Source organism: Rhizobium sp. 862_C5_N1_2, from assembly GCF_051811205.1.
Classification (GTDB): domain Bacteria; phylum Pseudomonadota; class Alphaproteobacteria; order Rhizobiales; family Rhizobiaceae; genus Rhizobium; species Rhizobium leguminosarum.
Window position 1 is genome coordinate 2,438,194 of the sequence record NZ_JBPWPT010000001.1, and the last position, 19,943, is coordinate 2,458,136.

Genomic DNA, 19,943 nt, shown 5'->3' on the forward strand with positions numbered 1-19,943 from the left:
CCCTTTCCTTTGTCATCGACGCCAGCGGGAACCCACAACCTCTCTTACCTCATTCCTGTGCTTGTCAGAGGAATCCAGCCACGGCGCGTCTGCGCCGTGGTTAATTGTCATACGACGAAGGAGTCTCTTGCGCCCAGGGACCTGGGCGCACTGGATTCCTGTGACGAGCACGGGAATGAGGGATAGCGGAGCGGGCACTCAGTCCAATCGGCAGGAAGGCGGATGCGGCCGCAACGGCCGGTCATCACAACCAACCTAACCGCCGCCCGGCACCCTGCCCCGGCACGCCCACGCCACCGATGCGAACGACCGCGGCCCATTCGGCTCGCCTGCCTCGTAAGCGGCCCTGACGGCGGCATCGACCGCCTTTCGCTTCGCCGGGTCAAGCCCCGCGACATATTTGCCGAGCGGTCCTTCGCCGGCGGCGATCGGATCCCAGTAATCCTCGAAGGAAAGATATTCCATCCGGATCAGCAGCGAGGTCTCCTCGACATTGGCCAGGCCCTGCGCGATGAAGCTCTCCTGCATTTCCCCCGGCCGCATCATCGGCTGGAAACAATATTTGCGGCGCAGGGGCAGAGCGTTTTCGTCGAGCATCGCCACCGTATCCCACATCATCCGCATGCCGGACATGCCGCCATAATGGTCCCAGACGGCGGCGGCGACCACGCCGCCCGGGCGCACCACACGTCGCATCTCGGATATCGCCTTTCCCGCCTCTGGCACGAAATGCAGCACGAGCAGCGACATCGCTCTGTCGAAGCGATTATCTTCGAACGGCAGTGCGCAGGCATCGGCCTGCCGGATCGTGATCCGCGGATCGGTGTTGCGTCGCGTTGCGGCCTCGACGAAAACCGGCGAATAGTCGACGGCGACGATCTCCTGCAGACCCGGCGTTTCCGCCAGCGTGAATGCAAGGCTGCCGGTGCCGCAGCCGACATCCAGCACGCGATCGCCATCCGCAAGACCAGCGAAATCAACCAGCATCGGCGCCAGCCGCCTGCTCCAGCGCCCCATCAGCCGCTCATAACCATCGGCACTTTCGACATTGAAACTCGACGGCATTGAAGTCTCCCCCCTTCAAGGACGATGGTCTGTCGACGGACAATAGGATTCCCCAGCAACCCTCGCAAGCGGAACAGCCTTCTCACCCGACCTTCGCGTCCGACCAGTAGCGCTTCGGTGCGCGCCCGAACACACGCTTGAACGCGTTTCCGAAGGCGCTTTCGGAGGAATATCCGAGTGCCGCGGCAAGGCCGGCGACCGAGACATCCTCCCGGCGCAGGGCTTCGCGGGCGCGATGCATGCGCCAGCGCGTGACATAGTCGAGGGGTGCAACGCCGACCAGTTCCTTGAAACGTTGCGCAAAGGCGGAGCGCGACATGCCGATCCGGGTCGCCAGCGCCTCGACCGTCCAGCGATGGCCGGGGCTGTTGTGGATCAGGCTGATCGCCGCGCCGATCTGCGGATTTGTCAGCGCGCCGATCCATCCCGTTTCGGCAGCACCCTCCCGGCCCACATAGGCCCGCAGCGCCTGCACGAGCAGGATGTCGCCCATGCGCCGCGTCATCAGCGTCGAGCCCATCTGCCCGTCCTCGAGTTCGTCGTCGAGCTGAGGAGTGCGGCGCCGCGGTCGCTGGCCGGGATATGAATGAACGGCGGTAGCGCGTCGAGCAGCAGCCGGGCGTTGCTGCCTCCGATGACGAAGCTGCCGCCGATCAGCGCGGTCTCGCCACCGCCGTGCCGGGCGATGTTGGAATGCTCCCAGTCGAAGAAGGCGATCCCGTCCTCCGGCTCCCTATCGAGATCGTTGGCGATCACATAGGCGGGCGCATTGGCAAGCAGGAAGGTGTCGCCCGCGACAAGCGAAAATGGCGGCTCACCCGGCAGAACGATCGAGCACGCGCCGCGCAGGACAGCAACGAACTTGAGCGCGGGCTTGGCCGGAAAACGAAACGCCCATTGCCCTCCGACCTCGAAACGTGTGCAGCGCGCACTCTCTAGCTCGAGCAGCGAAAAGACATCGGACAAGGGATCGATCATGGGTTATGGACGATCTCGACGAAATCATGGAGCAACCAGCATAGATTCTCCAGGCAGCACCTGCAATCCTCAAAAGCACAAAGGAGAACGAAGATGCCTGATATCAAGGACAAGGTTATTGCAATCACGGGTGCCAGCAGCGGCATCGGCGAAGCCACGGCGCTGCTGCTGGCCGGGCGCGGCGCAAAGCTCGTGCTTGGAGCCCGCCGCGCCGACCGGCTGCAGGCCCTGGCGCGACGTATCACCGAAAACGGCGGCGAGGCCGTCTGCCTCGCCATGGACGTGAAAAAGCGCGAGGACCTCACAGCTCTCGTGGCGCTTGCCTGCAACAGCTATGGTAGGATCGACGTGATGATCAACAATGCCGGCATCGGGCCGATCTCCCTTCTTGATGAACTGCGGGTCGAGGATTGGGAGGAGATGATCGACGTCAACATCAAGGGCCCGCTCTATGGCATCGCCGCGGCCTTGCCGGTGTTCCGCCGGCAGGGTTCCGGCCACTTCGTCAACACGCTCTCGACCGCCGGCCTCATCGTCAAGCCGACCATGGCCGTCTATGCCGGCACGAAGAACGCCATGCGCACCATCGCCGAAGGCCTGCGGCTGGAGGCCGGCCCGCATCTGCGCGTCACCAACATCTCGCCGGGATTTATAAGAACCGATTTCACCGGCTCCATGACCAGCCCAGAGATCAAGGCCGAGATGGCAAAGCGCATGGACGAGATGGCAATTTCACCCGATGCCATCGCCCGCGCCATAGCCTTCGCCATCGAGCAACCCGCCGATGTCGATATCAGCGACATCGTTGTTAGGCCGACCGCTCAGGCGTGAGGTATCGTTGGCAGCGACGGCTCCCGTCGATCTTGAACAGCAGGACAATCGCCATGCGGCGTGGAACGGTCGATCTGCCAGTCCAGCGCGCTTCAATTCTGCGATGTAGAGTTCGGACATGCCTTTGCTCTCCGTCATGCCCGGGCTTGACCCGAGCATCCACGCGGCACCCGTGAGCGGCCATGGCGTTGATCCGCGGCTTAAGTGTATAGCTCAAGGATGACGGAGAGTGTGGCCAAGGCCATCATCACCTGTCGGTGACACCGGTCAGATCACCGGTGTCACAGCGAACTCACCCAGCCGCCTTATCGAGCACACTCCAGTCAAAACCGCGTGCCCAGTCGGCGTAGCTGTGCCAGCCGACATCGGGGAAGTCGCGGCGCAGGGCGGCGATATCGGCGTCGTAGCCGGTACGGTCGAACCATTCGAACATCAGCGCCGTATCCTCGCTCTGCTGCCGTATCGCCGCGATCGGCAATTCCCGGTAAGTGATTGGGCGGCCGAGCACCTCGGACAGGATCTTCGCCTGCTGCGCGCCGGACAATTCGTCGCCGGCAATATCGAAACGCTTGCCGAACACCTGCTCGCGCCTCTCGGCCAAGGTCGCGACGAAAGCGCCGATGTCATCGATGGTGACCTGTTGCAGCACGCGGGCGGGCGGCAGCGCTGCGGCATAGACGCCTTGGCGCAGCCCGTCGATCGCCCAGGGCGCCACGGTGTTCTCCATGAAGGCGACGGGCGCGTTGATCGTGTAGGGAATGCCGAGGCCTGCAATGTGCTTCTCGACGAGATACTTGCTGTCGAAATGCGGTATGCCGGTCTTCTTGTGGGCATCGGCGACGGACGAATAGATCAGGTGGCCGATGCCGGCGGCCTTTGCCGCATCGGCGGCGGCAATGCCCTGACGGGTTTCCGCGTCCGTTCCGGCTTCGTAGCTGTTGCCCATCAGGAACATCGCGTCGACGCCCTCTGCTGCCGCCGCCACGGATGCCCCGTCATCGAGATTGCCGGCGACGACCTCGACCCCTGCCGCAGCCAGCCGCTTTGCGCCATCGCTCTCCGGCCGGCGGCTGATTGCCTTGACGCGGTGGCCTCGCGCGATCAGCGCACGCACGACCGCGCCGCCTTGCTGGCCGGTGGCGCCTGTGACCAGTACGCTTCGTGTATTGCTCATCTGTCTTCTCCTTGTTGTGACTGATGCAGCAGAGGTAAGGCCTGTCGTATTGAACCATAATGGCGTATAATTGGAAAACATCGTACCATACCAGGATACAATGCTCGATCTCAACGATATCATGATTTTCGCCCGCGTCGTCGAATCGGGCAGCTTCACCGCCGCCGCGCGCTTGCTCGGCATGCCGAAGACGACGGTCAGCCGCCGTATCGCCGCACTCGAGCGCGAACTCGGCATCCGGCTTCTGCAGCGCACGACCCGCAGCCTCAACCTGACGGCTTCAGGGCGTCTCTACTACGAAGAAAGCAGCCAGGCGCTGCGCACGATCGAGGGCGCCAACCAGCGGCTTGCCGAAGAGAGGGCCGAGCCTGCCGGCACGATCCGTATATCGGCGCCGGTCGGCTTCGGTGGCCACTTCCTCCAGGATGCAATCTTCGAATTTCTTTCGACCTACCCGAAGACGAGCGTCGAGCTGCGCCTGACCGACGACAGGCTGAACCTCGTCGAAAGCGGTATAGACCTCGCCTTCCGCACCGGCGTCCTCGAAGATTCTACCTTGGTGGCCCGCAAACTCGGTTCGATGCACCGCCTTCTCTGCGCAAACCCGGATTATCTCGCCCGCTGCGGCCCACCTGGTGTGCCTGAAGATCTCGCCCGCCACGACTGCGTCATCGCCGGCCAGGCCACACATGCGCAATGGTTGCTGGAAGGTCCGCACGGTCAGGAAACGGTCGCGGTTTCGGGCCGCTTCGCCGCCAACGAGATGCAGGCGGTGATGGCCGCCGCGATCGCGGGCCATGGCATCGCCCAATTGCCGCACCGATTCGCCGAAGCCTGCATCAAGGACGGGCGGCTGCACCGCGTTCTCGACGGCTATACGACCCCGGCCGGCGGCTTGCATGTCGTCTATCCCAGCAGCCGACACCTGCCGCCTTTGGTCAAGGCATTCATCGAACTGGCCGTCAGACGGCTGAACGCCACGGGAATCGGCGGCGGCGATGATTTCGCGATCGTCTCGCGCTAGAACAGGATGTCGTCCGAAAACCGCTCACACTTTTCGGCATCATGCTCTAGGAAATCCGCCCGCTCTCGCGCCGTCACACCTCTTTCAGCACCACCTTGCTGTCGAGGCTTCCGATCAAGGTCGCGCTCGCCTGGTTGAGGCCCATGATCTCCACTGCAATGCCGTGCGCCCCGAACCGTTGGACGACCTTGTCGAGTGCGGCAACGGCGGTGATGTCCCAGAAATGTGCCTCGGACACGTCGATCAGCACAGACCTGCCGATCGCATCCTGAACGTCGAAGGCTTCGACGAAGACGTCGGCGGAGGCAAAGAACACTTGGCCGGACACGCGATAGGTCAACCGCCCGGCAGCTTGGTCGGGCGCCACGTCAACGCGCAGCAGGCCGGCAACCTTGAAGGTGAAGAACACGCCGCTGAGCAGCACTCCGACCGTCACCCCGAGCGCCAGATTGGCGGTGAAGACGGTGACGACAACGGTTGCCACCATGACGGCGCTCGACATCCTGGGATGAACCACAACGGATCTAAGCGACGACCAGTCGAACGTGTCGATCGACACCATGACCATGATCGCCACCAGCGCGGCGACCGGAACCTCGGAGACCCACGGCTTCAGGAGCACCATCAGGATCAGCAGGAACGCGCCGGCAAATAGCGTCGAGAGCCGGCCGCGCCCACCATATTTCACGTTGCTCACCGTCTGGCCGATCATGCCGCAGCCGGCGATACCTCCGAACAGGCTCGCGGCCGCGTTGGCGAGGCCGAGACCAGTGCATTCACGGTTCTTCGAGCTTGGCGTATCCGTGAGATCGTCGACGACGCTCGCCGTCATCATTGATTCCAGCAACCCGACCATGGCGATGGCAAATGCAGGTCCGGCGATGACCCGAAACGTTTCAACCGTCAGCGGCACCGCCGGCCAGCCGAAAACAGGCAGCGAATCCGGCAGCTTGCCGAGGTCGGCGACGGTGAGAACGGGAAGTCCGAGCGCCATCGAAGCGACGGTCAGGATCAGGATGCAGATCAGCGGCGACGGGATCGCGGTGGTGATCCGCGGCGTCAGGTAAATGATGACAAGCCCGGCAATCAGCACGGCATATTCCATCCAGCCGGCGCCGACAATATGCGGCATCTGCGCGGCAAAGATCAGGATAGCCAGCGCATTGACGAAGCCGGTGCGGACGGATTTCGACACGAAGCGCATCAACACGCCAAGCCGCAGCAGGCCGAAGGCGATCTGGATTAACCCCGCCACCAGCCCGGCCGCAAAGAGATAGGGCAAGCCGTGGGCATGCACCAGCGGTGCCGCGACCAGCGCCACCGATCCGGCGGCGGCCGAAATCATCGCCGGGCGTCCGCCGGTAAAGGCGATGACGATGCCGATCACGAAAGAGGCGAACAGCCCGACCTCGGGATCGACCCCGGCCACGAACGAGAAAGCGATCACCTCGGGGATCAGAGCGAAAGTCGCCACCGCTCCGGCAAGCATTTCGCGCATGGGATTGGCGGACCAATCACGACGGATGGAGGAAAGCAGCATAGGATGGATTCTCGCAAAGCATGTCCGGCCCTACTCTGTCGAGCGGTCGCGTGATGGCATGCAGGTTTTGCGTTGTCTGGCGGATCGGCGGCCAGAAGAGCCACCCGGGGTCTCACCGGGTCCGTGGTGAATGCCTGTTGTATAGACGAGATTTTTATCGCAGCGCAACATTCAATTGCGCTGAAATGAGAAACGCGAAAGTCGACGACCAGCCTCAGACACCCGAAGCGCGCGCTCCTCGCGCCCCTCTGGATTGCGGAGCCCTCACTGCCAAAGGAAGTCCGGCCCGGTGCTCTGCGACGTCAGCTTGAGCGTCCCGTCCGGCTGAACGACATAGGTCTCGAACACACGGTAACCGAAATCGCCAAGAAAGGTATTCTTGACCACCGTTCCCGGACGATAGGGCGAATGGAGGACCTTTCCGCCATAGGTGAGGCTGCCCGGAAGCGGCTGCGGATCCCCTGCGCTGGCGCAGGCCGAGAGGGCGAAAAGAACGCCAATGAGCGCGTATTTCATCCGGACTATCTCCTCGGGCAGGCAGTAGCGGCCTGAACGACGTCGATCTCCTTCTTATCACAACGCAGCTTGCTGCTGTTCACAAAGCAGTCTTGCTGCTGTCGAAGTTTTTGCGTCGCTGCTCCGCCCGCGAGAGTGCGCTGGCGATCCTCTCATCGGTGAAGGGCTTGGAGATCACATCAAGCGCGCCTTCGATACCGTGACCGACATTCTCGGGACTACCGGTCACGAAGATGACGTCAACCCGATGTCGGTCGATCAACCGGCGCGCGAGCTGAGCGCCGCTCAGCCCGTCGGAGAGACTGAGATCGACGAGCGCGACATCACTTCTCTGAGCGTGGGCGAGAGCCTGCTCCACCGTCGAAACCGGGCCGATGGTCTGGTGTCCAGCCTCTTGCGCAATGCGTTCGAGTTCCAGAGCGATAAAATTCTCGTCTTCTACAATCATGACCTTCATGAATAAGCCTCCTCATAGACGGGCAGTTAGGCGCACTACCGGTAGCGGGTACAACGCAACCGTCCCCGGAATGTTTCCACTTTGAGAAGAATAATTTGGCGATCGGCGGGCAGCGCCGCGTTACCGGTTCTGCTATTGGTCCTTGTGGAGGAACCAGCCGATGGCGCGGTCGCTCCGGCATCGGGAAAGCGGCAATTGCCGCACGGAATGAATCCGGGTGATCGCCCTTTCGTCATCCGTATCGACGTTCATGCAGGCGCAGGCATAGCCGTGACCGGCATTCGTGTAGATATATTCGCCATTCGTCAGGTCGGGAATCTCATCCATTCCCTCAGCCGTCGGACCGCCTGTATTGTCCATGATGCCCCAGCCGCCATCGGCATCGTTCAGCGACTAGGTCCGCGTGGCGGGATTGTCCAGCCAGCCGCAGCGCTGCTCGGCTTGCGCTGCGGCGGGCGTCAGAATCATCATCAGAACAAGCACATGCAATCTTCTCATCGGCCCCTCCGCGTCGCAGGCCACTATGCATGGGCCGTGAGCGGCAAGGCAACGGCTCTATGGCGGGCGACGCGAAGATTCGAAGGCGCGGCACGACGGATCGGAGCTCGCCGGCCGCAATCCGCCGCGCTCACGGTTTCTCGTTTGCGCTCTCGGCCCGAAACGCCGCCTCCCCTGCATCTGACACCTCTACCCATTTCTTATCGGGCTCGGCGTCCGGCATATAGCTGTCGTGCCAGTTCCACCACTTGTAGGTCGGGGTCTGGGGATAGCCCTTCGGCGAATCCTCCCAGACCTCCTGGCGTCCGAGCGGCGTGATGTCGAGGTAGTTCCAGGTGCCACCCATCTGCTCGTCGCCGCGGTTGTTGATGAAATAGGTGCGGAAGATGCGCTCGCCGTCGCGGTAGAACACGTTGGTGCCGTGCCACTCGTCGACGCCGAAGTCCTTGTCGAAGCTGTCGGTGATCGTGACCCACGGCATCGTCCAGCCCATCCGCGCCTTCAGCCGGGCAATGTCGGCCTGCGGCGCGCGCGAAGCGAAGACCAGCGTCGTGTCGCGGGCGTTGAGATGGGCGACATGGGCGACCTGGTCGGCCACCATCGAGCAGCCGCGGCAGGCATGTTCGGGCCAGCCGAACACGCCGGGCTCGTAGAAGGCGCGGTAGAGGATGAGCTGGTGTCTGTTGTCGAACAGGTCGAGCAGGCTGACCTTGCCCTGCGGTCCGTCAAACGCATAACCCTTCTCGACAGCCATCCACGGCATGCGACGGCGCTCGGCGGCCAGCGCGTCGCGGGCGCGGGTCTCAGCCTTTTCCTTCACAAGTAGTTGCTCGCGCGCCGCCTCCCAAGCCTGTGGCGACACGACCGGTGGTTTATGTATGGCTTGTCCGCCTTTTCCATTCTCGGCTGAAACAGTCATGGCTTTCAATCTCCTCATTAGGGCGATTTCCCGGGCTTGGAAGCCGGTTCATCGCGCATTGGTCTGAGATAGTTTCGCATCGGAAATCAAACAGGGGGAGTAACAAGTGTGACCGTATTCCCTGGAGCCGTCGCTCACAGCCGTGGCGCGTGCGTGGTGCTGGCCGGGAGCGCGTCCATTAGCGTAATCTTGTTTACGAATGGGCCGCGTGCTAGAACGCAACACGGCGCATACGAACCCTGATCAAACCGAGATCATGCCCGTGAATGTTTTTATCGCGACTGTTGCTGCGCTTATCATTGGCGTTATGCCCTCATGGGCAGGTCCTTTGCACGACGCGGCCAAGGACGGCGATATCGCCCGCGTCACACAGTTGCTGAGCCAGAGCTCCGATCTGTCGGAGCCCGATGAGGCGGGCGAGCCGGCGCTGATTATCGCGTCATTGGCGGGCCGTGCCGATGTCGTCGCTCTTTTGCTGGATCGCGGCGCCGACATCGAAGTTCGCAACAAGGGTGGGCTGACGGCACTGCATGCGGCAGCCTATGGAGGAAATCTGGAGGTGGTGAAACTGCTTGTCGCAGAGGGAGCTGATGTCAACGACAGGAAGAATTTCTATCAGATGTCGCCGCTGCACGGCGCCGCCGAAGAAGGCCGTACGGAGATAGTGGCTTTTCTCTTGACCAATAATGCGGATGTCGAAGCGACGGAAAGAAACGGGTACACGCCTCTCACTCAAGCCGGGTGGCGGGCGCATTGGGATACGGCCAAATTACTCATGGAAGCCGGTGCTGTTTGCCAGAAAGCCGAGCTTGTGGGCGAACCGCTCTACAAGGAATGCACCAAACGGCAATAGCATTTCGCTTGAGGTAACAGACCGCGTCCGGGAACGGAGCTTGTTATGTCTTATCATGTGCAAAAATGCGGCCATGTGCAAAAATACGGAAAGCGCATGGGCGTGGCTGTTGGCGCTGCGGCCATGCTGCTTTCCTTCCTTCAGCCCCCCTTCACTCAGGTTATGGCGGCGGAAGATCTCGTCAATACCGGCTATTTCGGCGATGTCGCGATCAAGGGCTATGACCCGGTCGCCTATTTCACTGAAAACCAGGCCATCGAAGGATCCGAGACATATTCCTACCACTGGCTTGGCGCGACCTGGTATTTCGCCAGCGCTAGAAATCGCGATCTCTTCAAGGGCGATCCGTCCAGATATGCGCCGCAATATGGCGGCTATTGCGCCGACGGCGTGTCTTTCGGGACAGTGACCACCAATATCGATCCCAAGGCCTGGCGGATCATCGATGGCAAACTGTATCTGAGCTATGATCCCGGGGCTGCAGAAGGCATGGAGAAGAACCCGACCAAGGTGACCGACTCGAAGAAACATTGGTCCGAGGTTCAGCAGACACTGATTTCGGAGAAGATGCATACCGTCTGGCAGCAACCGGCTACGAAATGAAGCCGCCATGCCTGGCCCCTCAGGGTGCGGGTGAAAAGAATGTCAGGGCGCGCGGCGTCACATGTATGTACTGCCTGTTGCCCTGCTCACCCGACGTGTTGCGGTAAACATATCCGCACACCATCCGGTCGAGGAAATAGCCGTCGAATTTTTCGCAGATTCTGTCGCCCCGCACCTCGACCATGCCGGTGATGTTGGTATTCGCGCTGCGATAGGCGGTATTTCCGGCCTTGTCAAAATACTGGATGAAATCCGTGCCGTTCTTGTGTTTGCCGGTCCAGCTCTTGCCGTCGACGAGATTGCGCAGCTCTGCCTCGCCGAGCCTGTCGGCTTGATTGCCTGTAAAACCGAAGGGCCATTCGGGAATGCCGGCCTTGCGCAATCCGGCCAGATGGCGCTGCAGATCGCCGTCCCGCCAGTAATCATAGAGATAACCGTAATAGGTGAGATTGCTTTCCGGGAAGAGTTCCAGCAGCTTTGCCGTCTCCGCCGCTGCCTTGGTTTCATTGCCCTGATCCGCATAGGCCGCCGCCAGATATTCGCGTGCCGGCTCGACCTTCGGCAGGCCGGCGAGCGTCGGCTCTATCAGCGAGATCGCGCGCCGATCGTCGCCTGCGGTGTAAAAGACGATCCCCGCCAGCAGCTGAAAGCTCGACGCCGGCGAAGGGTCGAGCCGCAAAGCTTTTTCCATCTCAGTGACGGCCTGCCCGCTGCTTCCGGTGTGGACCAGGATGAGAGCGAGGTTGGCGGCGGCCTCCGCATCGTTCGGCTCCATCGCAACCGCCATGCTGGCGGAATTCCTGGCCTCCGTCTCGCGCCCGTCCACCCATTGCAGCAGGGCAAGAACGGTGTGCGCCCTGGCATTGCTGGGATCCAGCTTGAGAGCCTGCCCGGCGGCGTCATAGGCAATCTTGCGAGCGACGGCGGCCGACCAGAGGTAATTATAGTCGTTGCGCCAGACATCGACGGCGACGCGGGCGATTCCCGCATGGGCATTGGCAAAGCCCGGATCAAGGTCGATCGCCTTCTGGTAGAAGGACAAGGTCCGGCGATAGGTGTCGACATCCCTGAAGATGAAGCCCTCCTGCTCGGCCCGCATGTAATAATCATAGGCTTCGAGATTTTCGGTCGGGATCCGGGCCAGTTGATCGCGCTCGCGGGCGCTGAGCTTAACCGACAGGGCCGAGATGATCTTGCCGATCACATCGTCCTGAACGGCGAAGAGGTCGGCATACTGGCGGTCGTAGCGCTCGGCCCAGAGCGACAGGCCGGTGACCGCGTCGATCAGTTTGACATTGATCCGCAGCCGTGGCCCGGCACGCTGCAATGTCCCTTCGAGCACGTACTGAACGCCGAGTTCGGCGGCCACATCCTGAATCTTGCCGACGGAGTCCTGGATGGCGAAGACCGAGTGACGGGCGATGACGAAGAGACCCGATACTTTGGACAATTCGGTGATCAGGTCGTCCGTCAGACCCTCTGCGAGATGGTCATGCTCGTTGTCGCCACTGACATTGATGAAAGGCAGAACAGCGACCGAGGGCCTGTCCGGCAGCGGATAGGCGAAACGTTCACCGGGCCCCGCCGGTTTTGCCGGCATCCATGGCTGCCACCAGAATGCTGCGCCCGCAACAGCAAGGACGACGGCCGCTGCGATGCCTGCAAAGAGCCGGCGTCTCGGCAGGCGCCTCCGGTTTGTGAGGGTTTTGCCGGCAGCAGTGGGGTCAAGCAGGACGCGATAGACCCGGACCGGTTCGGTGATGCTCTTCAACCGCTGTTCGCCGAGCGAAGCGAAACCGACCGGGATTTTCGATTTCACCTGGTCGTATGTCGTGCCTGATATGGCGATGCCGCCTGGCTCCGCCAACGCCTGTATTCGATCGGCGATATTGACGCCGTCACCCTGGATATCTTCGCCCTCGACAATAATATCACCGAGATTGATGCCGATCCGGAACTCGAGCCTGTGCTCAGGCAGCGCCGCGGCAGTCTGCGTGGCTTTCAGTTGCTGAACCTCCACTGCGCAGCGCAAGGCATCGACGACACTCTGGAATTCGACCAGCAGACCATCGCCCATGGTTTTGACCAGCCGGCCGTGATGACGCTCGATCGCCGGCTCGAAGACATCATTCTGGTCCGCCTGAAAACGCACGCGGGTGCCCTCTTCGTCGATCTGGCTCAATCGACTGTAACCGACGACATCAGCGATCAGGATTGCTGCAAGACGGCGCTCCATCCCCGGTCTTTCCTGGAGAGCGAATGTATTGTTAACAATATCCTACAGGAGGTTCCATCGCGATGCTATCGCCGGGCCGCACGATATTCAACTTGGCGGCGATTTGTCCGATAAGGATGGCGCCGGACGAAATACTTCAAGCCATCGTTGTCTTCGATGATTGGGAGAGTTGCCAAAATCAACCGAGTATCGGAAGCTTCTTTTTTGGCTCTCTCAAGCGATGGATTGCGAGATATGACGACAGCCTCCTCTACGGAGCCAACCAGGCACGGCAGCGCCAGGATCTGTCGCGGCTGTTGGGACCAGATGCATATGCCGATCCCGATCGGCGGTGCGCTTGCCTTGCCCTTCCGCGCCCTCGGCATCACCCGCAGCAAGATGAACCCGGATATTTGCACGATCTGCGAGCGCTCCTTCCAATATGTCAAGAAGCAGCGCCAGATCACCGTCGACGCCACCATCCTGTTTGCCGATATCAGGGGCTTCACGGATCTTTCGGAGCGCATCGAGGCGGTGCAGCTGAGCGAGATTGTCAGCTTGTTCCAGGATCGCTGCGCGCAAGCGATCTGGGCGCATGACGGCATCGTCAACAAGCAGATGGGCGACGGCCTGATGGCGATCTTCAATTTTCCGATCGTCAGAAGGGATCACGCCGGCGCGGCGATCCTGGCTGCGCAGGAGATCCAGCAAAACTGCGCCGCCGCGCTGAACAGTCTGGCGCTCGAGGCATTGCCCGACCGCACTCTCGGCCTCGGCGTCGGCATCCATTCCGGTGAGGTCCAGATCGGCGAATTCTCAAGCTTCCGAAGCGATTTCACCGCGATCGGCGGCGTCGTCAATCAGGCCGCAAGGCTGGAATCCCGGGCCGCCGCCGGCGAGATCCTGATCTCGGCCGAAACGGCGGCAAAGGCTGCCGATCTCGCCGCGGGCGCCGAAACGCGCATGCTTGTGCTGAAGGGCATCGAGCAGCCGGTGCAGGCGCGTGTGTTGGTCAAACGCTGAACTGCCAGCTGAACTGCCAACCTCTTCCAAGCGTCTATACTGTCCTCAACGTGGCAGCCGCCGCTTCTCACGCTGTGATTGCCGAAGGCGTCAGATTGCAAGCCAATTAATCTTCCGGCAACGAACATTGCTTATCTCTATGCCATTCAAATCGTTGGGGTATCTCATGGGTAGTTTTTCTCTCTTTCACTGGCTGGTCGTCTTGATCCCGCTAACCTTGCCGTTGTTCTTCATTTTCAGAAACCCACCCGCCGGGCCGAACCGCTTCGGCGGCCTGCCGCAGGCAATGGGTTTCGGCCAGGCGATCAGCAGCTACTTCAAGAAATATGTGGATTTCACCGGCAGAGCCAGCCGATCGGAATTCTGGTTTTCGGCGCTCTTTGTCGCACTCGTCAGCATCGCTTTGTACCTTGTTGATCGAACCGCAACATTGAACTGGATCTGGTCGCTGGCGACGTTTCTTCCCTCAATCGCGATGGCCGCTCGGCGTTTTCACGACATCAACCGAAGCGGATGGCACCAGCTTCTTGGGATACTGTTTCCCATTGGAACGATTGCCGTCATCGTGTGGTATTGCAGAGCGCCGGCTGCGGATCACTCCAGGGCGTCCGTCTTTTGAAAATATGGTGTGCCGGCGAGCGTGGGAATGGTTCCACGGTTTGAGCAGGACCGCCGCCGGAAGGTGATAGCGAGGCTGCCAGGCGCCTCGCCTCTCTATCAGTATTTCATGTTACGCAATTCCGGAAAATCATAGTAACGCAGCCGTTCGTCGTGGCAGCGATAGTCATTCTTTTTCAGATACAGTATCATGTTGTGCTGCAGGCCCAGGCCGATATAGGACCAGTTTGGGTAGGCACGTTCCGTCGTGCGCGTGCAATAAGCATATATCTGCTTTTTCGGATCAAGCAGAACCACACTGGAAATCTCGGCCTTTACGAAGTTCCCCGCTTTAATGGTTCCCCGCAGAGCGTCGACATACTCGCGTCGAACCGCGTTGGAGGGCGGACGCTGCGAATCTGCAACGGACTGCGGCGCCGGAGTTTGGCAGCCGGCCAGTGCCAGCAGGGCAACGCAAGCAAGGAATTTGATCTTCATTCAGTTGAATCTCCTACTTCGACGTCGATAGATCGGCCTTTTCCAAAAGGCGATGGCTTCAAGCAGCAACGTCACATCCCGTACTTCGAGGCTCCGCCCTGCGGCTAAGCACCTCCGCATGAGGAAGGTTGGAGGATGCCGCGCATTCGGGACGCTGGAAGCATGTCGCGCCGCCGCTCGACAAAACCTCAAACGGCGAAGCGGCCGGAGCCCTCGCTCCTTCGTCAGGTCTTCATGCCGTTCATCTCAGGGAACGGGTAGTAGCGCAGCCGCTTGTCGCGGCAGCGATTATCATTCACCGTCGCGCCTAATATTTTGCCATCCGTGAAGGAGACGCCGAGATAGGCCCAATCTCCCCAGCTGCGCTTGGGCACCACCCGCACACAGTATGCATAGATCTTTTTTTCAGGATCGAGCAGAACCACGCTGGAGATGCGGGCCCATACGATTTCTCCCGCTTCATGCCTGTAGGTTCTCTTGAACACGATGTTAATGAAATTCTGCCGGACGTCACTTGAGGGAGGACGCTGGGAATCCGCAACGGATTGCGACACCGGCGCATTGCAGCCGGCGAGAGCCAGCAGCGTGGCGCAAACAAGGACTTTCATTTTCATTCAGCTGAATCCCTAAAAGAATCGGAGCGCAAATAAACGCTGCGTATTCCTACAAACACAGCGAGAATAATATTTGCAATACATCATAGGAATATTGTCGCGGCTGCAGGATGCCGGCCGCGTGACGTGGATATTAGTGCCGGCACCTACACTAAAGGGTTCCCAACAGAGCTTCCGGCCCCATCATCATCGTTGATCGCCACCCCGGCTTCCAGCGCCGCCAGGATAAAGGCCTGCCGCACCGTCTCGGCCGGCATCCGCCCGGCAAGCCAGGCGCGGCAGAAATCGATCGCCCTTTGCTGGTGGACGCCGGCATTGACCGGCCAGTCCGAGACGAGTGCATAAAGCGCATCCTGCGGTGAGCGCAGAACCAGCCGTTCGCCGGTATCAAGGTCGATCGAAATGGGGGTTTCCCAGAAGGCAGAATGATCGCTAATGGCAGTAGCACCTAGAGGTGAAGTGACTAGAAACTAACTGCGCGAGGCCGATCTCGGTTCCAGTAGGGGCCGGATGATCGCCGTCGGACATCACGGGCGCCGGTAATCCATCAAGGCTAAAGCAATGGCTGCCGGCAGCCACGCTGCGGCGCGTGCTTCGAGGCTTCGCCCTGCGGGCTGCGCACCTCAGCATAAGGCGCGTTGGAGCATGCCGCGCCAACGCTCAGGGAGCCTCACCCTGAGGTGCCCCACAGGGGCCTCGAAGGACGGGGGCGGTGCGCCGGCTTCGCAGCGCCATAAATTTGAAAACTATTCACGCGTTCGAACAAACAGTTCGTTTCCCCTTTGTACTCTTTCCCTCTTCCCCTTCGCGCTGACGCTCTCCACATTCCCGCCATGGCCAGATCTCCGAAGAAATCCCCCGCCCCTGACGGTTTGAAGGAAGCCCCTCAATCGTCTTTTGAGGGCGCGCCGCTTTTCGGCTCGGTTTACCGGCTTCGTAAGCGACCGTAACCAATTCGTCCTCAGCCTGTGTCAGGTCAATCCGTCGGGTGGTCCGGAGCTTCGCCACCTTTGCGATTCCGGCAGTGGCGCTAGTGGAGGTCCGCTCTTGACCACGACGGCGACCGGACGCGCGGCGGTCGTCGGAATTCACCTGGGCAATGGCGAACAAGGGAAACGCGCTCTCCGTGCAGATATCATCCGTCAGAGCGCGGCAGTCAAAGCTGCGGTCGGAGATCTTCCCACAATTGATATCCGGAGTTTCCATGATAGCCGCTACGCCTACCGCCCCGGTAGTTTCCGCGCTTGACCTCCGCGCACGGCCTCTACCTAAAAGCCCGACTGCTATGCAAAGGAGGCTCCGGTGTCGGTACCCATTGAGGACTACGCGCTCATCGGCGATTGCGAAACCGCCGCACTCGTCTCGAAGAACGGCTCGATCGACTGGCTCTGTTTTCCGCGCTTCGATTCCCCCGCCTGTTTTGCCGCCCTGCTCGGCGCCGAAGATAACGGCTTCTGGTCGCTGTCACCGTCAGGTGAAAATGTCCACGTCACGCGCCGCTACCGCAACGATACGCTCATTCTCGAAACCGAGTTTCAGACAGAGACCGGCACCGCCGTTCTCATCGACTTCATGCCGCTTCGCGATGGCACGAGCGATCTGATGCGCATCGTCGAGGGCAAGAGCGGCACTGTCGCCTTCGATATGGAGCTCAACCTTCGCTTCGATTACGGCCGAACCGTTCCCTGGGTCACGCATGGCGAGGATGGCGGCATCACCGCCATTGCCGGCCCGGACAGGCTAACCCTGAATTGCGCCGTCCCGCTCGAAGGCCGCGGCCTGAGCACGGTCGGCTCCTTCCAGGTTGCCGCTGGCGAGAGCCAGATCTTCACCCTGACCTGGTCCCCCTCGCATATGCCGCAGCCGGCTCAGCGGCAGGTGGAATATGCGCTGCCGGACACGGAGGAATTCTGGCAATCCTTTGCCGCGACCTGCCCGAAAGTAGGCCGGTGGACGGAACAGGTCAAACGCTCGCTCATCACGCTCAAGGCACTGACCTACATGCCGACCGGCGGCATCGTCGCCGCGGCGACAACCTCCCTGCCGGAAAAGATCGGCGGGCCGCGCAACTGGGACTACCGCTATTGCTGGCTGCGCGACGCGACGCTGACCCTGCTCGCCCTGATGAAACTCGGCTATTACGAGGAAGCCAGCGCCTGGCGCAAGTGGTTGCTGCGGGCGGTCGCCGGTGCCCCGGCGCAGATGCAGATCATGTATGGCGTCGCTGGCGAGCGCAATCTGCTGGAATGGCAGGTTCCCTGGCTGAGTGGCTACGAGGGCTCGACACCCGTACGCATCGGCAATGCCGCTGCCGAACAGGTGCAGCTCGATGTCTATGGCGAGGTGGCCGACGCCATACTGCAGGCCCGCAAGGGCGGGCTTCCGCCGCATCACCGCGAACGCGAACTGGCGGCGGCCATTCTGCCCTTTCTCGAAAAAATCTGGGTGGAGCCCGATGAAGGCATCTGGGAGGTGCGCGGCCAGCGCCAGCATTTCACCTATTCGAAGGTCATGGCCTGGGTGGCCTTCGACCGCGCCGTCCAGATTGCCGAGGCGGACGGCGAGCCCGAGGCCGCCGCACGTTGGCGCACGCTCGCAGATCACATCCATGCCGAGGTTTGCGAGAAGGCTTTCGATCCCGAACTCGGCTGTTTCGTGCAGGCCTACGGCTCCAAGGCGCTTGATGCCAGCCTGCTGCATCTCGGCATGGTCGGCTTCATCCCGCCTGATGATCCGCGCTATGTCGCGACAGTCGAGGCGATCGAGCGCAAGCTGCTGCGCGATGGCCTGCTGCTGCGCTACGAGACGCAGGAGGTGGACGACGGCCTGCCGCCAGGCGAAGGCGCGTTCCTCGCTTGCAGCTTCTGGCTCGTCGACGCCCTCGGCATGATCGGCCGCCGCGACGATGCGCTGCGCCTGTTCGAGCGGCTGCTTTCTATCTGCAACGATGTCGGGCTTCTGGCGGAAGAATATGATCCCGCCGCCCGCCGCATGCTCGGCAACTTCCCGCAGGCCTTCAGCCATATCGGGTTGATCAACAGCGCGTTGAACCTCGCGCGGCTGGAGGGGCCGGCAGACCAGCGTTCGGCTTGATGATATGCTCGGCTTGGTTGTTGGGAGACCGGCGGAAGAACACTCGGCGTAGTGGTGAGGCAGCGGCGGCGACATCCCTCCACCCCCATTCCTGTCCTCGGGTTTAACCCGAGGGATGTCACAGGAATGGGGGAAGCTGCCGTCGCCGTCACTGCCCAAGGCGAGGTTAGCGCCCTTAAGAGACACCACCCAGAGTTCAGCTCGGAACCGACTTGCGAAACTGGATGTAGCCCGAGCGCTCGGCGACTTTTTCATAAAGCGCGATCGCCGGGGCGTTATCCTCCTGCGTTTGCCAATACACGCGCGACGATCCAGCCGCAGCCGCTTGTTCACACACATGGGCGATCAGCGCTCGGCCATAACCTTTCCCGCGAACCGTCGGCGCGACAAATAAATCCTGTAGATAGCAGGAATTGCTGAGACTCCAGGTCGAGGGATGGAAGATATAATGCGCGAAGCCCACCGCTTTGCCACCAGCCAGGGCCAGCGCACAGTGCATCGGTTCCCCTTCTTTTAAAAGACGAGTCCAGGTGTGATCATGGACGGTGGCGTCAAGTGTGCTGCCATCGAAGTTCAGATATTCCGTCCACAACGCACGCCATTGCGCTTGGTCGTCGTCTTGCAAAATGCGGATCATTGCGCTCCTCGCTCCCTCGATTACGCACCGATACGTTGCAGAGAGGCATGGCGCAAGCACGCTCTTGGCCGCTCGATCGACGACGGGAGAAGAGGGAGCAAGCCGCGATCTCAGTTATCCCATAGGATAGCGTTTCTCCGGCTTTTCCCGTTTTGGCGATCGTCCTAATTGTTAGCGTTGCGGCGGTATTCCCAATCTGTTTAACAATTTCTGCGTTGAACATTCGAGACGGGGACCGGCCTTCATGCCCAATGGACTGCTTTTAATTTGCAGCTTTGCTTTTGCCCTGACGGCACTGTCAAGCGGCGCAACTTGCGCGCAAACGCCGGACGACTTGCACGATTTCAAATTGGGTAGCTCGTTTGCCGATGCCCAACGGAATGCGAGCGAAAAAGGTTGGAAATTGAAGGAGCTTTCTTCTTTCCTTCCCGGTCAATGGGTCGTGGAAGGGTCGAATCTCGGTCTTTTCGTATGCGACGACAAAATCGCCTCTATCCAACAGCACCGCGACGGCGAACTTCATGAGTTTGCATTGATCGTGCAAGACTTTCGAATAAAATATGGCGAGCCGGCAACGACCATTGTGACATTCCCGGTTGGGCGGACATGGATATCGAATATCGACGCCAGATTCACTTCACCCTCGGGGGAAGGCGTCACCGTCCAGCTCAGCAGTACTGCCGGAAAATTCGGCATTCATCTCAATTTCTTCAATGCGAATATGAGTTGCTCGACGGAGACCAAGCCTTGAGTGTGCACGACCGCTATTGGCGCACCCGCGATGCCGTCAGGCGGGGACCAAGGCGCT

20 protein-coding genes, 1 pseudogene and 1 other annotated feature are annotated in these 19,943 nt (G+C 60.9%); of the genes and pseudogenes, 8 read left to right on the forward strand and 13 right to left on the reverse strand.

The genetic code is table 11. The annotated features are described in order from the left end of the window. Window positions 1-255: 255 nt before the first annotated feature. Both ACD590_RS12335 and ACD590_RS12340 read right to left on the reverse strand, forming a co-directional pair. Window positions 256-1,065 (reverse strand): class I SAM-dependent methyltransferase, encoded by an 810-nt coding sequence (locus ACD590_RS12335; RefSeq protein WP_439002639.1) that lies wholly within the window; start codon window positions 1,063-1,065, stop codon window positions 256-258. Between the two features lie 82 nt (window positions 1,066-1,147). After that, window positions 1,148-2,043, reverse strand: a pseudogene (locus tag ACD590_RS12340) (AraC family transcriptional regulator). A 93-nt stretch (window positions 2,044-2,136) separates the two neighbouring features. On the opposite strand from ACD590_RS12340, the gene ACD590_RS12345 reads away from it, so the two are divergent. Next, complete coding sequence (locus tag ACD590_RS12345; RefSeq protein ID WP_439002640.1) at window positions 2,137-2,874, forward strand: SDR family oxidoreductase; 738 nt, start codon at window positions 2,137-2,139, stop codon at window positions 2,872-2,874. Window positions 2,875-3,166: 292 nt separating this feature from the next. On the opposite strand, the gene ACD590_RS12350 is transcribed toward ACD590_RS12345, so the two are convergent. Then, window positions 3,167-4,048, reverse strand: coding sequence for an NmrA/HSCARG family protein (locus ACD590_RS12350; RefSeq protein WP_439002641.1), 882 nt, complete (start codon window positions 4,046-4,048; stop codon window positions 3,167-3,169). Window positions 4,049-4,148: 100 nt separating this feature from the next. Here ACD590_RS12350 and ACD590_RS12355 point away from each other — a divergent pair, with 100 nt between their 5' ends. Beyond that, entirely contained in the window at window positions 4,149-5,072 is a 924-nt protein-coding gene (locus ACD590_RS12355) for a LysR family transcriptional regulator (protein ID WP_028733169.1), read from the forward strand. Window positions 5,073-5,145: 73 nt separating this feature from the next. Here the strand turns inward: ACD590_RS12355 and ACD590_RS12360 are convergent, their stop codons facing one another. The 5 genes from ACD590_RS12360 to ACD590_RS12380 all read right to left on the reverse strand — a co-directional run bounded on the left by ACD590_RS12360 (window position 5,146) and on the right by ACD590_RS12380 (window position 9,002). Then, window positions 5,146-6,612: a SulP family inorganic anion transporter gene (locus tag ACD590_RS12360; RefSeq protein WP_439002642.1), complete on the reverse strand. Its 1,467-nt coding sequence runs from the start codon at window positions 6,610-6,612 to the stop codon at window positions 5,146-5,148. A 70-nt stretch (window positions 6,613-6,682) separates the two neighbouring features. Further along, window positions 6,683-6,738 (reverse strand) — a sequence feature (sul1 is cis-regulatory element that is thought to sense ions involved in sulfur or methionine metabolism; They are found in Alphaproteobacteria). Window positions 6,739-6,876: 138 nt separating this feature from the next. Beyond that, the gene (locus ACD590_RS12365; RefSeq protein WP_018242499.1) at window positions 6,877-7,128 is read right to left on the reverse strand and encodes a hypothetical protein; all 252 of its coding nucleotides are present in this window, start codon (window positions 7,126-7,128) and stop codon (window positions 6,877-6,879) included. A 79-nt stretch (window positions 7,129-7,207) separates the two neighbouring features. After that, on the reverse strand, window positions 7,208-7,585 hold the full coding sequence (locus tag ACD590_RS12370; protein WP_018242500.1) for a response regulator: 378 nt from the start codon (window positions 7,583-7,585) through the stop codon (window positions 7,208-7,210). 132 nt (window positions 7,586-7,717) lie between these two features. Then, window positions 7,718-7,975 carry a DUF4087 domain-containing protein gene (locus ACD590_RS12375; protein ID WP_439003531.1) on the reverse strand — a complete coding sequence of 86 codons (258 nt, stop codon included), beginning with the start codon at window positions 7,973-7,975 and terminating at the stop codon, window positions 7,718-7,720. 238 nt (window positions 7,976-8,213) lie between these two features. Then, window positions 8,214-9,002, reverse strand: coding sequence for a DUF899 domain-containing protein (locus ACD590_RS12380; RefSeq protein ID WP_439002643.1), 789 nt, complete (start codon window positions 9,000-9,002; stop codon window positions 8,214-8,216). 208 nt (window positions 9,003-9,210) lie between these two features. Between ACD590_RS12380 and ACD590_RS12385 the strand changes: the two genes are divergently transcribed. Together ACD590_RS12385 and ACD590_RS12390 are read left to right on the forward strand one after the other, a co-directional pair. Beyond that, window positions 9,211-9,855: an ankyrin repeat domain-containing protein gene (locus tag ACD590_RS12385; protein ID WP_439002644.1), complete on the forward strand. Its 645-nt coding sequence runs from the start codon at window positions 9,211-9,213 to the stop codon at window positions 9,853-9,855. A 96-nt stretch (window positions 9,856-9,951) separates the two neighbouring features. Then, entirely contained in the window at window positions 9,952-10,458 is a 507-nt protein-coding gene (locus ACD590_RS12390; protein ID WP_028733173.1) for a YHS domain-containing (seleno)protein, read from the forward strand. A gap of 19 nt (window positions 10,459-10,477) precedes the next feature. Here ACD590_RS12390 and ACD590_RS12395 read toward each other — a convergent pair whose 3' ends face one another. Next, window positions 10,478-12,694, reverse strand: a complete 2,217-nt coding sequence (locus ACD590_RS12395) for an adenylate/guanylate cyclase domain-containing protein (protein ID WP_439002645.1) — start codon at window positions 12,692-12,694, stop codon at window positions 10,478-10,480. A 234-nt stretch (window positions 12,695-12,928) separates the two neighbouring features. Between ACD590_RS12395 and ACD590_RS12400 the strand changes: the two genes are divergently transcribed. Both ACD590_RS12400 and ACD590_RS12405 read left to right on the forward strand, forming a co-directional pair. Next, a complete protein-coding gene (locus ACD590_RS12400; RefSeq protein ID WP_439002646.1) occupies window positions 12,929-13,696 on the forward strand; it encodes an adenylate/guanylate cyclase domain-containing protein in 768 nt (255 codons plus the stop codon). Between the two features lie 166 nt (window positions 13,697-13,862). Further along, window positions 13,863-14,315, forward strand: a complete 453-nt coding sequence (locus ACD590_RS12405) for a DUF805 domain-containing protein (RefSeq protein WP_026230793.1) — start codon at window positions 13,863-13,865, stop codon at window positions 14,313-14,315. A gap of 98 nt (window positions 14,316-14,413) precedes the next feature. Here ACD590_RS12405 and ACD590_RS12410 read toward each other — a convergent pair whose 3' ends face one another. The 3 genes from ACD590_RS12410 to ACD590_RS12420 all read right to left on the reverse strand — a co-directional run bounded on the left by ACD590_RS12410 (window position 14,414) and on the right by ACD590_RS12420 (window position 15,842). After that, the gene (locus ACD590_RS12410) at window positions 14,414-14,791 is read right to left on the reverse strand and encodes a hypothetical protein (RefSeq protein ID WP_115157360.1); all 378 of its coding nucleotides are present in this window, start codon (window positions 14,789-14,791) and stop codon (window positions 14,414-14,416) included. 224 nt (window positions 14,792-15,015) lie between these two features. Continuing rightward, the gene (locus ACD590_RS12415; protein ID WP_047621056.1) at window positions 15,016-15,405 is read right to left on the reverse strand and encodes a hypothetical protein; all 390 of its coding nucleotides are present in this window, start codon (window positions 15,403-15,405) and stop codon (window positions 15,016-15,018) included. Between the two features lie 146 nt (window positions 15,406-15,551). Next, window positions 15,552-15,842: a DUF982 domain-containing protein gene (locus ACD590_RS12420; protein WP_439003532.1), complete on the reverse strand. Its 291-nt coding sequence runs from the start codon at window positions 15,840-15,842 to the stop codon at window positions 15,552-15,554. Window positions 15,843-16,707: 865 nt separating this feature from the next. Here ACD590_RS12420 and ACD590_RS12425 point away from each other — a divergent pair. After that, window positions 16,708-18,498, forward strand: coding sequence for a glycoside hydrolase family 15 protein (locus tag ACD590_RS12425; RefSeq protein WP_439002647.1), 1,791 nt, complete (start codon window positions 16,708-16,710; stop codon window positions 18,496-18,498). Between the two features lie 196 nt (window positions 18,499-18,694). On the opposite strand, the gene ACD590_RS12430 is transcribed toward ACD590_RS12425, so the two are convergent. Then, on the reverse strand, window positions 18,695-19,135 hold the full coding sequence (locus tag ACD590_RS12430) for a GNAT family N-acetyltransferase (protein ID WP_168331944.1): 441 nt from the start codon (window positions 19,133-19,135) through the stop codon (window positions 18,695-18,697). 244 nt (window positions 19,136-19,379) lie between these two features. Here ACD590_RS12430 and ACD590_RS12435 point away from each other — a divergent pair, with 244 nt between their 5' ends. Further along, window positions 19,380-19,886, forward strand: a complete 507-nt coding sequence (locus tag ACD590_RS12435) for a hypothetical protein (RefSeq protein WP_439002648.1) — start codon at window positions 19,380-19,382, stop codon at window positions 19,884-19,886. The last annotated feature ends 57 nt before the right edge of the window (window positions 19,887-19,943 follow it).

Excerpts from the sequence above, each read along its gene's own strand:
- ACD590_RS12335 (WP_439002639.1), bottom strand. The coding sequence starts at position 1,065 with ATGCCGTCGAGTTTCAATGTCGAAAGTGCCGATGGTTATGAGCGGCTG.
- ACD590_RS12345 (WP_439002640.1), top strand. The coding sequence starts at position 2,137 with ATGCCTGATATCAAGGACAAGGTTATTGCAATCACGGGTGCCAGCAGC.
- ACD590_RS12350 (WP_439002641.1), bottom strand. The coding sequence starts at position 4,048 with ATGAGCAATACACGAAGCGTACTGGTCACAGGCGCCACCGGCCAGCAA.
- ACD590_RS12355 (WP_028733169.1), top strand. The coding sequence starts at position 4,149 with ATGCTCGATCTCAACGATATCATGATTTTCGCCCGCGTCGTCGAATCG.
- ACD590_RS12360 (WP_439002642.1), bottom strand. The coding sequence starts at position 6,612 with ATGCTGCTTTCCTCCATCCGTCGTGATTGGTCCGCCAATCCCATGCGC.
- ACD590_RS12365 (WP_018242499.1), bottom strand. The coding sequence starts at position 7,128 with ATGAAATACGCGCTCATTGGCGTTCTTTTCGCCCTCTCGGCCTGCGCC.
- ACD590_RS12370 (WP_018242500.1), bottom strand. The coding sequence starts at position 7,585 with ATGAAGGTCATGATTGTAGAAGACGAGAATTTTATCGCTCTGGAACTC.
- ACD590_RS12380 (WP_439002643.1), bottom strand. The coding sequence starts at position 9,002 with ATGACTGTTTCAGCCGAGAATGGAAAAGGCGGACAAGCCATACATAAA.
- ACD590_RS12390 (WP_028733173.1), top strand. The coding sequence starts at position 9,952 with ATGGGCGTGGCTGTTGGCGCTGCGGCCATGCTGCTTTCCTTCCTTCAG.
- ACD590_RS12395 (WP_439002645.1), bottom strand. The coding sequence starts at position 12,694 with ATGGAGCGCCGTCTTGCAGCAATCCTGATCGCTGATGTCGTCGGTTAC.
- ACD590_RS12400 (WP_439002646.1), top strand. The coding sequence starts at position 12,929 with ATGACGACAGCCTCCTCTACGGAGCCAACCAGGCACGGCAGCGCCAGG.
- ACD590_RS12405 (WP_026230793.1), top strand. The coding sequence starts at position 13,863 with ATGGGTAGTTTTTCTCTCTTTCACTGGCTGGTCGTCTTGATCCCGCTA.
- ACD590_RS12410 (WP_115157360.1), bottom strand. The coding sequence starts at position 14,791 with ATGAAGATCAAATTCCTTGCTTGCGTTGCCCTGCTGGCACTGGCCGGC.
- ACD590_RS12415 (WP_047621056.1), bottom strand. The coding sequence starts at position 15,405 with ATGAAAATGAAAGTCCTTGTTTGCGCCACGCTGCTGGCTCTCGCCGGC.
- ACD590_RS12430 (WP_168331944.1), bottom strand. The coding sequence starts at position 19,135 with ATGATCCGCATTTTGCAAGACGACGACCAAGCGCAATGGCGTGCGTTG.
- ACD590_RS12435 (WP_439002648.1), top strand. The coding sequence starts at position 19,380 with ATGCCCAATGGACTGCTTTTAATTTGCAGCTTTGCTTTTGCCCTGACG.